Annotated in this window: 11 protein-coding genes; 4 read left to right on the top strand and 7 right to left on the bottom strand. The window is 59.7% G+C overall.

The features are described 5' to 3' along the window. Positions 1-162 precede the first annotated feature (162 nt). Positions 163-1329 carry a benzoate/H(+) symporter BenE family transporter gene (locus RRF55_RS11880; protein ID WP_021313839.1) on the top strand — a complete coding sequence of 389 codons (1167 nt, stop codon included), beginning with the start codon at positions 163-165 and terminating at the stop codon, positions 1327-1329. On the opposite strand, the gene RRF55_RS11875 is transcribed toward RRF55_RS11880, so the two are convergent. Continuing rightward, positions 1306-2175 (bottom strand): AraC family transcriptional regulator, encoded by an 870-nt coding sequence (locus tag RRF55_RS11875; RefSeq protein ID WP_004151213.1) that lies wholly within the window; start codon positions 2173-2175, stop codon positions 1306-1308. The genes RRF55_RS11880 and RRF55_RS11875 overlap by 24 nt on opposite strands. A gap of 180 nt (positions 2176-2355) precedes the next feature. Here RRF55_RS11875 and RRF55_RS11870 point away from each other — a divergent pair, with 180 nt between their 5' ends. After that, positions 2356-3252, top strand: a complete 897-nt coding sequence (locus tag RRF55_RS11870; RefSeq protein WP_130974851.1) for a DMT family transporter — start codon at positions 2356-2358, stop codon at positions 3250-3252. Positions 3253-3298: 46 nt separating this feature from the next. Here the strand turns inward: RRF55_RS11870 and RRF55_RS11865 are convergent, their stop codons facing one another. From RRF55_RS11865 to tehA, 3 genes are all read right to left on the bottom strand, one after another. Then, positions 3299-3967, bottom strand: a complete 669-nt coding sequence (locus tag RRF55_RS11865) for a DUF3313 domain-containing protein (RefSeq protein ID WP_002907480.1) — start codon at positions 3965-3967, stop codon at positions 3299-3301. Between the two features lie 261 nt (positions 3968-4228). Continuing rightward, positions 4229-4825: a tellurite resistance methyltransferase TehB gene (gene tehB / locus RRF55_RS11860; protein ID WP_064153407.1), complete on the bottom strand. Its 597-nt coding sequence runs from the start codon at positions 4823-4825 to the stop codon at positions 4229-4231. Next, on the bottom strand, positions 4822-5826 hold the full coding sequence (gene tehA, locus RRF55_RS11855) for a dicarboxylate transporter/tellurite-resistance protein TehA (RefSeq protein ID WP_002907483.1): 1005 nt from the start codon (positions 5824-5826) through the stop codon (positions 4822-4824). Before tehA ends, tehB begins: the two co-directional genes overlap by 4 nt. A gap of 111 nt (positions 5827-5937) precedes the next feature. Between tehA and ydcK the strand changes: the two genes are divergently transcribed. Next, positions 5938-6918, top strand: coding sequence for a YdcK family protein (ydcK, locus tag RRF55_RS11850; protein ID WP_130974852.1), 981 nt, complete (start codon positions 5938-5940; stop codon positions 6916-6918). Here ydcK and rimL read toward each other — a convergent pair. Then, entirely contained in the window at positions 6904-7482 is a 579-nt protein-coding gene (gene rimL / locus RRF55_RS11845; RefSeq protein WP_032415040.1) for a 50S ribosomal protein L7/L12-serine acetyltransferase, read from the bottom strand. The genes ydcK and rimL overlap by 15 nt on opposite strands. A 53-nt stretch (positions 7483-7535) precedes the next feature. Next, positions 7536-9191: a glucan biosynthesis protein D gene (locus RRF55_RS11840; RefSeq protein ID WP_002907489.1), complete on the bottom strand. Its 1656-nt coding sequence runs from the start codon at positions 9189-9191 to the stop codon at positions 7536-7538. A gap of 437 nt (positions 9192-9628) precedes the next feature. On the opposite strand from RRF55_RS11840, the gene RRF55_RS11835 reads away from it, so the two are divergent. Next, on the top strand, positions 9629-10717 hold the full coding sequence (locus RRF55_RS11835) for an NAD(P)-dependent alcohol dehydrogenase (RefSeq protein ID WP_009484803.1): 1089 nt from the start codon (positions 9629-9631) through the stop codon (positions 10715-10717). A 46-nt stretch (positions 10718-10763) separates the two neighbouring features. Here the strand turns inward: RRF55_RS11835 and RRF55_RS11830 are convergent, their stop codons facing one another. After that, positions 10764-12269 carry a carboxylesterase/lipase family protein gene (locus RRF55_RS11830; RefSeq protein WP_023278953.1) on the bottom strand — a complete coding sequence of 502 codons (1506 nt, stop codon included), beginning with the start codon at positions 12267-12269 and terminating at the stop codon, positions 10764-10766. Positions 12270-12288: the final 19 nt, after the last annotated feature.

The raw sequence follows: 12288 nt of genomic DNA, 5'->3' as shown, positions 1-12288 counted from the left end.
AAAGTATACCGCCATTTGTCTGATTTTTTCAGGACGTTTAACGGCATCGTACGCCACTGGCGGCGAGTTTTTCTCCCAGGGTAGCTGCGCGAACCACCGCTTGTGCGTTATAACGCACAATGATACAGTGAATGGATGTTATAACGCACATGGGAATCATCGATGCGCTCGTTTAGTCTTCCGCTTCCCACTCTGTTCGCTGGCTTCGTCGCCGTGTTGGTGGGGTACGCCAGCTCCGCCGCCATCATCTGGCAGGCCGCCGCCGCGGCCGGCGCTACCCCCGGGCAGATCGCCGGCTGGATGACGGCTCTTGGCCTCGCCATGGGCATCAGTACTCTCGCGCTGAGCGCCTGGCGGAAAGTTCCTGTGCTCACCGCCTGGTCAACGCCGGGCGCTGCGCTGTTAGTTAGCGGCCTGCAGGGGGTGACCCTCGCCGAGGCCGTGGGGATCTTTATTTTCGCCAACGCGCTAATCGTTATCTGCGGCGCCACCGGCCTGTTTGCCCGGCTGATGAAGATCATTCCCCATTCGCTGGCCGCCGCGATGCTGGCTGGGATCCTGCTACGGTTTGGTTTGCAGGCCTTCGCCGGCTTACAGGATCATCTGCCGCTGTGCGGCGGGATGCTCGCCGCCTGGCTGCTGTGTAAAGCGCTGTGGCCCCGCTTCGCCGTGGTGGCCGCGCTGGTGATTGGAGCGCTGATTGCGGCGGCGTCCGGGGATGTGGCTAGCGCCGCCGTGCCGCTGGCATTTGTGATGCCGGAATGGGTCGCCCCGCAGTTTACTCCGGCGCTTTTGCTCAGCGTCGGTCTGCCGTTCTTCCTCGTCACCATGGCCTCGCAGAACGCTCCGGGGTTCGCCACCCTGCAGGCATCAGGCTATACCGTACCGGTCTCCGCACTGATCGTCGTTTGCGGTGGGTTGGCACTACTGCTGGCGCCGTTTGGGGTTTATTCCATCTGCATCGCGGCGATCACCGCTGCGATTTGCCAGAGCCCGGAGGCGCACCCGGATCCGAACCAGCGCTGGCTGGCGGCCATAGCTGCGGGCGGTTTTTATCTGCTGGCCGGTCTGTTCGGCGGGTCAATCACCGCCCTGATGTCGGCCCTGCCGCCGGCGTGGATCCAGATGCTGGCGGGTCTGGCGCTGCTCGGCACCATCGGCGGGAGTCTTTTTCAGGCAGTGCATCAGGCCAGTGAACGCGATGCGGCGGTGCTAACCTTCCTGGTCACCGCCAGCGGGGTGACGCTGGCGGGAATTGGCTCCGCCTTCTGGGGCGTGGTGCTCGGCGGGGTGAGTTACGGCGTGCTATCCGCGCTGCGCCGCCCGTAGCTGGGAGGGCGTCAGCCCGGTGGCGGCTTTGACCCGATGGCTGAAATGGCTGGGGGAGCTAAAACCACAGGCCAGCGCTATCTCGGTTAACGGCAGCGCGCTATGGCAGATCAGGTTTTGCGCCTTCGCCATTCGCTGCTGCATGACGTACTGATGCGGAGCCATATTTAGCGACTGACGAAACATACGAGCAAAATGAAACTCACTCAGACCCGCCTGCTGCGCCAGGTCGGCCAGGGTCAAGGGCTGATCGAGATGAGCATCGATCCAGGCCAGTACGTGACGCTTTACGCCTGGCGCCAGCCCGCCGGTGACCGTCGGCAAACGCCACTGCACGGTGGAATAGTGCTGGATCAGATGGGTAAGCAGTAAGCTGCTGGCAGCGCTGAGGGTCAGCTGGTTCGCCGGCTGCCGCCAGTCGTTAGCCAGCAAAAACTGACGATACACTGCGGTGATTTTATCATCGCTGGCGAAGGTCTTTTCCTGCAGGGTGAAGTTCGCCGGGCTGCGGTCCCACACCTCCTCGCCGACGCGACGCAGGTGCGCATCGGTACAGTAAAGATGCACAAACGACAGATCGCCGCGGATATCCCATACGCTTTCATCGCCTTTCGGCATCAGACAAAAACGATCCGGGCCGCCGCCATTTTTCCAGCCGTGCGGCGTCTTTTGATAGCTTTCGTAGCCATCAGCCACGTACAGACTTAAAGTATGATGGTCGCTGCGCACCGTCACGGTATCGCAATTGTTATACCAGGCGGCCAGTTGAATACCGGAATTCAGCTCCACGGTTCCCTTCAGCACCGCGTTCTGTCGCCGTAATGTTTCAAATGTCCCGTAACCCATCGTCTTCACACATTGTCTGTAAAAGCCCTAGTCTAGGGAGACTACGGCGCGGTTTCCAGTCCTCACCGCCAGCGGATGGCAAATAAGCGCAAGAATTTGCAAGCCGACAACAAACCGGTGAAAGCCGCAGCAGGCGGCAGCCGGCATACTCCTCCCATCAACAGGTAGAGGAGAACCAGGGTGAACGCATTACTCTATGCACTCGTTGTCGTGATCTGGGGTACAACGTGGATCGCGATTTTTTTACAACAGGGACCGGTGGCCGCGCCGGTATCGATTTCCTGGCGTTTCGCCGTAGCCAGCGTCACGATGCTGGCGATTCTGCTCGTCACACGACGCCTGCGGCCGCTGGGCGCGAAAGATCATCTCTGCTGCCTGCTGCAGGGCTGCTGCGTCTTCTGCTTTAATTTCTGGTGTTTTTATACCGCCGCCGCCTGGATCAATACCGGTCTGGAATCGGTGATCTTTTCGATGGCGGTACTGTTTAACGCCATCAACAGCTTTCTCTTTTTCCGCCAGCAGCCGCCGGGCCGCTTCTGGGCCGCCGCCGCGCTGGGTCTCGCCGGTATCGTCATCCTGTTCTGGGACGACCTGCTGGCCAACGGACTGAACGCCTCGCTGCTGTGGGGGATCGGGCTGAGCGCCCTGGGTACCTACGGTTTTTCGCTCGGCAATATGTTCAGTATTCGCCACCAGCGCCGCGGGCTGGAAACGCTGACCACCAACAGCTGGGCGATGCTCTACGGCACGCTGGTGATGGGGGCGATCGCTCTGCTGCGCGGCGATAATTTTATGCCAGAATGGACCGTCAGCTATCTGGGCGCCCTGCTTTACCTGGCGCTGTTCGGCTCGGTCATCGCCTTTGGCGCCTATTTCACTCTCGTGGGGCGCATCGGCGCCAGCAAAGCCGCCTACAGTACGCTGCTGTTTCCGCTGGTCGCCTTATCCATTTCCACCGTCTATGAAGGGTATGTCTGGCACAGCAGCGCCGTGATCGGGCTGGCGCTGATCCTGCTGGGTAACATGGTGATGTTTGCCAAACCGGAACAGCTATTGCTGCGCCGAAGGCTGGCCTGAGGAGGCTGAAGAAAAACAGCGCCGTCGTCAGACGGCGCTGGCACGATTAACGCTGAGAGGGATCGAATTTAACGGCGTCGACCGCCATATCATCGATAACCTGCTTCAGGGTATCGACGGTCAGCGGTGTATTCTCATTCGCCAGGGTTTTGCCTTCCCCTTTACGTACGACCTTGATGACCGGCTTATTGGTGCTGGCGTCAATGACCTCCGCCTCAAAGTACAGATTGGTGTCCATGGTACGATGGCCGGTGGCGGCCTGGGTGCCGGCGACAATCATAGCAACCGGGATCACTTCATAGAACTGCAGCCCCTCTTTGCTGGAGTCCACCCCGGTGATCGCCCCGCGGAAGATGAGGCTGCGCTTGCCGGCGGTAGTGGCCAGCGGTTTACGCTCGGAAATAGCCTGTTTCAGCTCTTTGTTGGTGTAGTTAAGAATATCCTGCAGCGCCTTCTCCCCTACCTGGGTGGTCGGCTTCGGTACCGGATAGTAGGTCACCGGGTGATAAACGATATTGTCATAGTTGGCCGGATTGAAGTTCGGATCGATCCAGCGCAGCTCCGGCTTGCCGGAGGCAGAGGTCGTTTCTTTCAAACTGGAATAATCTTTTAAGAAGCCCGAATACTGATCCGGTTGCGCCACTTTCGCCGCACAGCCGGTCAACGCCAATATTCCCGCCAGAGCGGCGACTTTCAGTAAAACGCGAGTACGCATAGAGAGATCCCTGTAAATGCAGTTTTTTTTTCGGCAGACGTTATAGCAAATAGGACCCACTAGTTTTGTGACAAAAAAAGGGCTTCGTCAAGGAAGATTTATAAATATTGATGGCCTGAACATTACGTTAATAAATAATCACTTAAAAGGGGTATCGCGCGGTTTTCCAGGCTCATTTTCGCCGCAACGGGTCTCTGTCTTGCCCAGGCTCTGGCGGGGAATGCGGCGCGGGCCATGCTCAGCTTCCCACGCCGCGGCGAATCAGGCAGGCTTGCGCGCCAACAGGGTGGCGAAGCGCAATTTGATGCGATTGCCGTTGGCGTCGGTGCGATGCAGCTCGCCGACGTCCTCATTGTATTTCAGCAGCTCCCAGCCCTGGTAATAATCACGAAGCTCATCAGCTTTAAAGGCAAACGGGAAGCCGACGGTGCAGGGATAGTCTTCGGTATCCATCGCCGCCACAATCAGGTTATAGCCGCCGGCGGCGGTGCAGCGCTGCATATTGGCGATCAGGCCCGGGATGGTGTCAGGCTCGAGGAACATCATCACTACGGTGGAGAGGATCAGGTCATACTCGCCGTCAAAGCTCAGGCTGTTGAGGTCTTTCACCGCCGTTTGCAGATTATCCAGTCGCTCGGCGGCGCGAATACTTTCCAGATTGTTGACGCTCATCGGATTTTTATCCCACGCCGTAACCGCGAAGCCGTTCGCCGCCAGATAAAGGCTGTTACGCCCGTTGCCGCAGCCCAGATCCAGCGCCCGCCCCGGCGGCACAATCGTCGCGGCATGCAGCACCTCGGAATGGGTGCGGGTCAGGCTGTATTTTTGACTAAAATAATCCGCGTCACGCTTTGTCATGATCCTTCCTTCTTATTCAGGAGTGTTTCCCGGTCGACCTGGAGCAACAGTTTCCCGCTGACCAACAGCAACGCTGTACGCAGCAGCAGCAGGCCGACAACCAGATTGCTAAAAATAAATAGCGGCATCGCCAGATGATGAAAAAAGCCGTCTCCCCTGGCCTGGCCGAGATGCAGACCGGTGGTGGCCAGCGCGGAAATGCCGAACGAGAAGCTCCAGAAAGAAGCATTGAACGGCTGACGAAGATACCAGGGCATCAGACGGAGCATAAACAGTAGCTGCAGCAGGCCGTAACCAAACAGCAGCTTAGCGAAGGTATCGGCCTCCCCGCCGTTGACGCTGAGCCAGGCGCTGCAGGCCACCAGCGCAGGCGCCAGTTGGATCCCCAGCGAGGTGCGCAGCGGCGTCGGCAGCTCGCCTGCGCTGCGCAGACGCTGGAGGATCGCCGGCTCGAGGCTCAGCCAGGAGAAGACCCCGGCGCCGAGGAACACCAGTCCGGCATCGGAAAATCCCAGCGCGCCGCAGGCCATCGCGCTGATAAAATTATTGGCTACTGTCGGCAGATACAACCCCGGCGTGGTGGCCTCGCGAGGATGGTTCCCCCGCCATAGCCCACCGCTTTGCCAGGCGGCATAGGCGAGCTGCAGCGCCACGCCCGGCACAAACAGCCCGATCGCCAGCGGCCGGCACCAGGGAGCCAAACCAATCGCCACCAACAGCGTGGTGGCCGGAAACAGGCTGACGAAGCTGCTGCTCACCGGATGACGCATCTCCCGCAGCACGCTCGCCGGAAAGCGGATCGCCCGGCTGATAAACGCCATGCTGAGCAGGACCCACATCGCCATCGCCAGCGTCACCAGCCCATCACCAATGCTGCGGCTGACCGGCCAGAGGGTGCTGGCGTAACGCCAGGCGAAGCCCATTCCGATGGTGCCGAGCACCATGCCAAAATAACCCGCCGGCAGGTTTAGCACCTGCCGCGGCGTTTGCGTTTTATTCATTTTATTGATGATATCAATTTAATTTGAAGTTGCATTCTAAAGGAACCTTATCCCGCGCGCTATGGCGATCTTTGCTATGTTTATGTTAACCATAAGTAATAAGGATCGGCCATGCGTAAATACCGTCTCAGCGAACAGACCCGGCAGTATTGTTATGAGGAAGAGCATGGCAAACAAAGCGTCACCCTGCGCCAGATAGTGGCGCTTATTGATTTCGCTGACGTTAAAGCGGGCAGCGAAGGCGGCTGGGTGGATGAGGAATGCGCTCTCAGCCAGCAGGGGGAGTGCTGGATCTACGATGTCAACAGCGTGGTCTTCGCCGGGGCGCGCATCCGTGACGACGCCCGCTTAACCGGGTTCTGCGTGGTCAGCCATGAGGCCACCATCGGCGGACGGGCCTGCATTCACGCCTCGCAGATCAGCCATCACGCGCAGATCAGTGACAACGTCACGGTTATGCAGAGCCAGGTGCGCGGTTATTGTCGCCTTGCCGACGAGGCGCGTCTTCTCCCCCACTGCCAGGTGATTGCCGCGCGCGGGTTAACCGCCGATCGCGACAAAGTCCTGCAGATCTATCAGCGAGCCACCGTCAGCGCCTCGCGCATTCTCCACCAGGCGCAAATCTACGGCGATGCCTTCGTTGAGCATGCGTTTGTCGAACATCGGGCGGAAGTGTTTGACCAGGCAAGACTTGAAGGGAACGAAGAAAACGACGTCTGGGTATGCGATAACGCCCGGGTATACGGGCACGCGCGTCTGATCGCCGGTCGTGGAGAGGATGCCATTCCCACCGTGCGCTACAGTTCGCAGGTGGCAGAGAATGCGGTGATTGAAGGCAACTGCCTGCTGAAGCATCGGGCGATGGTCGGCGGCGAGGCGCAGCTGCGAGGTGGTCCGATTCTGCTCGACGACGATGTGCTGATCCAGGGGCGGACAGTCATCATCGGCGATGTGATCTTAGAGCACCAGGTCTCCATCAATGACGAGGTGCAGATTGCCGCACAGGAGGGAGAGGCCATTCATCTGCGCGGCCCGAAAACGCTTGACGGCCAGCAGCACATCACCCGCACGCCGCTGTTAGGCGCGCTTTAATGCCTCATCGCGGTCAATAATGCGGGCGTAGATATTCTGATCGTCATAGCTACCTTTCAGATACTCGGCTTGTCGGAGACAGCCTTCCAGAACAAACCCGTTGCGCAACGCTACCTGGTTGCTGCGGGTGTTCGCCACCCGGCATTTGATCACAAACCGGCGCACCAGCCCGCTGGCGGCATAATGGCGGATAAAGGCCTGTAATGAACGGGAAAGCAGCCCTTGCCCCTGGTGCTCTTCATCGATCCAGTAGCCAATATAGGCCGTTTTATTCTGCGGCTCGATCTGATTGAACGACAGGACGCCGACTAGCTGCTTATCGAGAAACAGCAAAAACATTTTGGCGTAATCCCGCTGATGCAGCATCACGTTGCCCTGCACATGGCGGCGGGTCTCGTCTTCGCTGCGCACCTCGGCGGGCCAACTGAGCGACTGCTGTAGCCAGCGCTGGTTTTTGACCACCAGCTGGTGCAGGTCGCTAACGTAGCGCTCATCAATGGCGATTAGCGTCAGCGCGTCGGTTACCGGGATCGACTCAGGTACTGCTGGGATATCTGCGGTCATAGCGCTCTCTTCTGGCCCGCAGGGACTGCCTGCGGGCGTCGGGTGACTCAGGGTTATTTCATGATCCGGTCGTCAACGTAGTTGCGTTTATCTGCTGCCGGCGGGAAATACTGATAGAGCCAGGTTTCGCTGATGGCTTCTCCCTGACAGCGCAGGAACAGACGCATCTCCACCGGGTCGGTTGAGTCGGTGGTCGGATACCAGTCGAAAAGGATCCGGTAGCCATCGAACGGCTCGACGTAGAGGATCTCAATCTGCTTCGCTTCCCCGCTGGAGAGGGTGATCACCGGTTCAATACCGCGCGGCGCGGCCGCCTTCAAATCGCCGCCGACAAAGTCGATGGCAAAACGACGCGCCCACTTATCCGGGTAGTGTTCACCCGGCGCCCATCCCTCGGGGAAGCCCCCCATCCCGGTGCGGGTGGCCAGAACGCGCGCCAGCGGAGTGCTCACCGGCGGCTGCGCGCTCCAGTAAAGACGGTAGCGGAAGTCCAGTTCGTCGCCCGCCTTCACCGCCTTTTCCGGCTGCCAGAAGCAGACGATATTATCCAGCGTTTCGCCGGTAGTTGGGATCTCCATCAGGCTGACCGCCCCTTTGCCCCACTGGTTACGCGGCTCAACCCACAGGCTGGGACGCTTGTTATACCAGCCCATCACATCCTGGTAGTGGGAGAAATCACGGTCCAGCTGCAACAGACCAAAGCCGCGCGGGTTCTTGTCCTGGAAGGCATTGAACTGCAGCTTCTGCGGGTTATTCAGCGGCCGGCAGACCCATTCCCCGTTGCCCAACCACATTGACAGCCGATCGGAGTCGTGGATTTGCGGATGGATGGTGTCGCACATCCGCCGCTCATTATTGCCGCAGCTGAACATACTGGTCATCGGCGCGATACCCAGCTGTTTGATATCCTTGCGGGCGTACAGGTGGTTTTCCACGTCCATGATAACCTGGGTATCCTGGCAGTGGATGGTGAACTTGTAGGCGCCAGTGATGCTCGGGCTGTCCAGCAGCGCGTAAACGGTAAACACCGTGGCGTCCCCTTTGACCGTTTCGAACCAGAACGACGTAAAGTCGGGAAACTCTTCCGGGGTATCGGTAAAGGTATCCACCGCCAGACCGCGGGCCGACAGGCCATACTGATAGGTGCTGTCTACCGCGCGGAAGTAGCTGGCGCCGAGGAACGCCACGATATCGCGGCGCGCCAGCTCCGGCGCTTTAAACACCCGGAACCCGGCGAAGCCGAGGTCAGACTGTCCTTCCAGCTGACGGGTATCCACACCGGCGTCATTGTACTTAAACAGCTCCGGACGGAAGTGGATCTCGCGCGCCTGCTGGGTGCTGGCGTCTAAAGAGAACATCCGCACGCGGCGACGGAACCCCATCCCGACGTGGAAAAACTGGATGTCCAGCTTACGCTCTTCAATATTGTTCCACAGCGAGTGGTTGGCATCGTACTGGATGCTGTTATAGGCCTGCGGGGTGAGATTGGCGAGCGTCGGCGGCAGATCGCGCGGGGCGCCGCCCCACGGCTGGCGCGCCAGATCGTGAGCCATCGCCTGCAGAACAGCATAATCAAAACGACGCGTTTGCCCGTCGGCAATGCCCGCGTCTTCGGCAAAAGCGGCCTGACTGAATAAGGAAGCGACTCCTGACGTTCCGCATACGGCGGCAACAGCCATGGAAGATTTAAGAAAACGTCTGCGGTTCATGCCTGAGAAAGCGTCCTTCTGCACGGGTGAATTGATTCGCAACGCGTCATCACGCTGCGTGATAATTTCCGCCCACTCTAGACAAAAACGATTAATAATCCAATTGTTGCCAGCAGAAAAAAGGTAAAAAAGCCCTGTCCAGAGGAACAGACTGTTTTTTTCATTTCCTCTGACGTGTAGCCTGGGCATACACGCTGCCTGCCGCTTTTTACCCCTGACTATTCAAGGGAAATCTATTCTCCAGTGCTGAATATTCACCCCATGTATCGCTCCTCGCCGCGCGCGTTTTTTAGGCACGATTCGCGCAAATTCCCATCGCGCCTGGTGCTAACTTTTCCCCGATAACCGCTATCTTTCTTCACGTTAGCGGCCAACAGGGGAGAGCCGTTCGGGCTGTCCCGCCACGCTCTCCAGGGAATTCATTCAGGAGTCATGCCATGCAAGTGAAAGCAGCCGTTACGCTGGGCTACCAGCAGCCTTTTGTCATCAAAGACGTCGAGGTCGCCCCGCCGGGGAAGGACGAGATATTAGTGAAAATTGTCGCCACCGGCGTCTGCCATACCGACGCCGTGATGCGCGACAACCCCGGGGTGGTGCCTATGCCGGCGATCCTCGGCCATGAAGGCGCCGGGATCGTTGCCAGCGTCGGCGAGGCGGTTAGCGGCATCAGAGTAGGAGACCACGTAGTGCTCAGCTACGCCGCCTGCCACCACTGCGAAAATTGTTTAAGCAACCACCCTTCGGCTTGCGAAGATTTTAATACGCTTAATTTTGGCGGCCGACGCGAGGATGGCACCACCCCCTACCGGCTGGGAGACCAGGATCTGTCCCTGTTCTTTGGCCAGTCGTCTTTCAGCCAGTATGTGGTCACCCGCGCCAGCAACGCGGTCGTGGTCGACCCGGAGGTTGATCTCACCCTGCTCGGCCCGCTGGGCTGCGGTATCCAGACCGGTAGCGGGACGGTGCTCAACCGCCTGAAACCGGTGGTCGGCGAATCGCTGGTGGTGTTTGGCTGCGGCGCGGTGGGGCTCAGCGCCATCATGGCAGCGAAATTAACCGGCTGTTCGCAGATTATCGCGGTGGATATCCATGCCAGCCGCCTCGCCCTGGCGCGCGAACTGGGCGCCACCCATCAGATCAACGGTAAGGAACAGGATGCCGTCGCCGTGATTAAACAAATCACCGGTAAAGGCGCCCACTACGCGGTGGAAACGACCGGCGTCTCCGCTATCGTTCTGCAGGCCGTACACGCGGTGAAACCGCTGGGAACGGTGGCGATTGTGGGCTTTACCGGAGATATCACCCTTAACGTGCAGAACGACCTGATGGCGGAGGGAAAATCGCTGGTCGGGGTGATTGAAGGCGACGCCGTGCCGGCGCTGTTTATTCCGCTGTTGGTGCAACTCTATAAACAGGGAAAATTCCCTATCGATAAGCTTATCGCCCGCTATCCGTTGGCCGATATCAACCAGGCCTTCGCCGATTCGGCGTCCGGCAAGGTGATCAAGCCGGTGGTGGTCATGTGAGATAACGTCGCCACCGGTCGGTGGCGACAGTTGCGCATTATGGGATTTATTCCAGCGTCACGTGATGCTTCATCACCCGGCGAAACAGCGCCAGTCTGGCGCGCATAAAGCGGTTCTCCACTTTAAACCCGGCGCGCTTATGCAAGCCAATGCGCAACAGGCGATCCCGCCCGCGCAGGCACGCCGGCCAGCGCACCGCGCCGGAAAGCGTCTGCTCGCCGCTGGCGAGGCGGGCAAACTGCGCCCAGTAGTCAGCGACCTGAGCGGCGAAGGCCAGATCCGCTTCGCTGGCGTACTGCCGCACCGGGTCGGTCAACCGCAGGTTATCAAACACGTAGGGCACCTCGTTGCCATGCCAGGCCCCATGCGGGTAGGCGTCATGCTCCGCTTCCGCGACATAATCAAACCAGTAGCGCCAGCACGGCTGACCCACGCGCTGTTGCGCCTGCATCACTACATAACCAAGGGTGGTGAAGGCCATGTCGCGGCATACTTCCCGCCCCAGCGCTTCATCGCCCTTCACGCCGGGATAGAGGAGTTTGATCAGCCCCAGCCCCAGACGGCGCTCTCGGCGCAGCTTCTGGATCTGCCCGGCAATATCGACGCCGAACACGGCCATCACGCTGGCTTCATCGCTATTGGAGCCGATCATCACCGGTATCGGATGCTGGCGGCCGGCAAAGAAGGTCTCCAGCATCGGCTGCGGCAGCACCGCGTCTCCGGCAATAGGCGCTGGCCCGGTATTCAGCGGCGCGGTGAGCGACCAGAAGGCCTCCGCGGGGATCGCCCGCAATTCCTCAGCGCTGGCTTGCGGTAAGGCGAAGTGTTCCGCCAGCAGGCGCCCTTTTTCCAGCGCTTTTTCCCGCGGCAGATCGGGTAGCGTATACCCGCTCTGAATAATCGCTTTATGAAACAGCCCTTTCGCTTTCGGGGAGGCCATTAGCGACAGCACGCTGCGCGCCCCGGCGGATTCGCCAAACAGCGTGACGTTGGCGGCATCCCCGCCGAAGGCGTGGATATTCTCCTGAACCCACTGCAGAGCGGCAATCTGATCGAGCAACGCGAAATTATAGAGACGTTCGCCCGCCTCTTGTTCCAGCGCCGGATGGGCGAAAAAACCGAGATGGCCCAGCCGGTAGTTAACTGTCACCACCACCACGTCGCGGCTGGCAAGCGCTTTGCCATCGTAAGGCGGCAGGCTGCCGGCGCCGATGGTAAACCCGCCGCCGTGCAGCCAGACCATCACCGGCAGCGGCTGCGCTGCGCTGGCCGGGGCCCAGACGTTGAGATATAAGCAGTCTTCGCTGAAGGCGCCAGGATCGCCGCCGCCGAGCTCGCGGCAGTAGTCAATGTCCTGCCAGCTGGCGGCGGAAAAGGTCTCAGCTGGACGTACCCCCTGCCAGCGGGCGGCTGGCTGCGGCGCGCGCCAGCGCAGCGGGCCCACGGGCGGCGCGGCGTACGGAATGCCGCGCCAGATATGAATCCCCTGTTCTGCGCTCCCGGCAAGCGTTCCCTGACGGGTTTTCGCCAACGGTTTCGACGGATGTTGCATAACCTGCTCCCTGTAAGGC

It is taken from the genome of Klebsiella sp. K47 (genome assembly GCF_051858335.1).
Lineage (GTDB): Bacteria > Pseudomonadota > Gammaproteobacteria > Enterobacterales > Enterobacteriaceae > Klebsiella > Klebsiella pneumoniae.
Note: the sequence above shows the minus strand (reverse complement) of the source record. Positions and strands in the feature narration are given on the sequence as shown.

Excerpts from the sequence above, each read along its gene's own strand:
- RRF55_RS11840 (WP_002907489.1), bottom strand. The coding sequence starts at position 9,191 with ATGAACCGCAGACGTTTTCTTAAATCTTCCATGGCTGTTGCCGCCGTA.
- tehA (WP_002907483.1), bottom strand. The coding sequence starts at position 5,826 with ATGAATAAAACGCAAACGCCGCGGCAGGTGCTAAACCTGCCGGCGGGT.
- tehB (WP_064153407.1), bottom strand. The coding sequence starts at position 4,825 with ATGACAAAGCGTGACGCGGATTATTTTAGTCAAAAATACAGCCTGACC.
- RRF55_RS11880 (WP_021313839.1), top strand. The coding sequence starts at position 163 with ATGCGCTCGTTTAGTCTTCCGCTTCCCACTCTGTTCGCTGGCTTCGTC.
- RRF55_RS11865 (WP_002907480.1), bottom strand. The coding sequence starts at position 3,967 with ATGCGTACTCGCGTTTTACTGAAAGTCGCCGCTCTGGCGGGAATATTG.
- RRF55_RS11875 (WP_004151213.1), bottom strand. The coding sequence starts at position 2,175 with ATGGGTTACGGGACATTTGAAACATTACGGCGACAGAACGCGGTGCTG.
- rimL (WP_032415040.1), bottom strand. The coding sequence starts at position 7,482 with ATGACCGCAGATATCCCAGCAGTACCTGAGTCGATCCCGGTAACCGAC.
- RRF55_RS11835 (WP_009484803.1), top strand. The coding sequence starts at position 9,629 with ATGCAAGTGAAAGCAGCCGTTACGCTGGGCTACCAGCAGCCTTTTGTC.
- ydcK (WP_130974852.1), top strand. The coding sequence starts at position 5,938 with ATGCGTAAATACCGTCTCAGCGAACAGACCCGGCAGTATTGTTATGAG.
- RRF55_RS11830 (WP_023278953.1), bottom strand. The coding sequence starts at position 12,269 with ATGCAACATCCGTCGAAACCGTTGGCGAAAACCCGTCAGGGAACGCTT.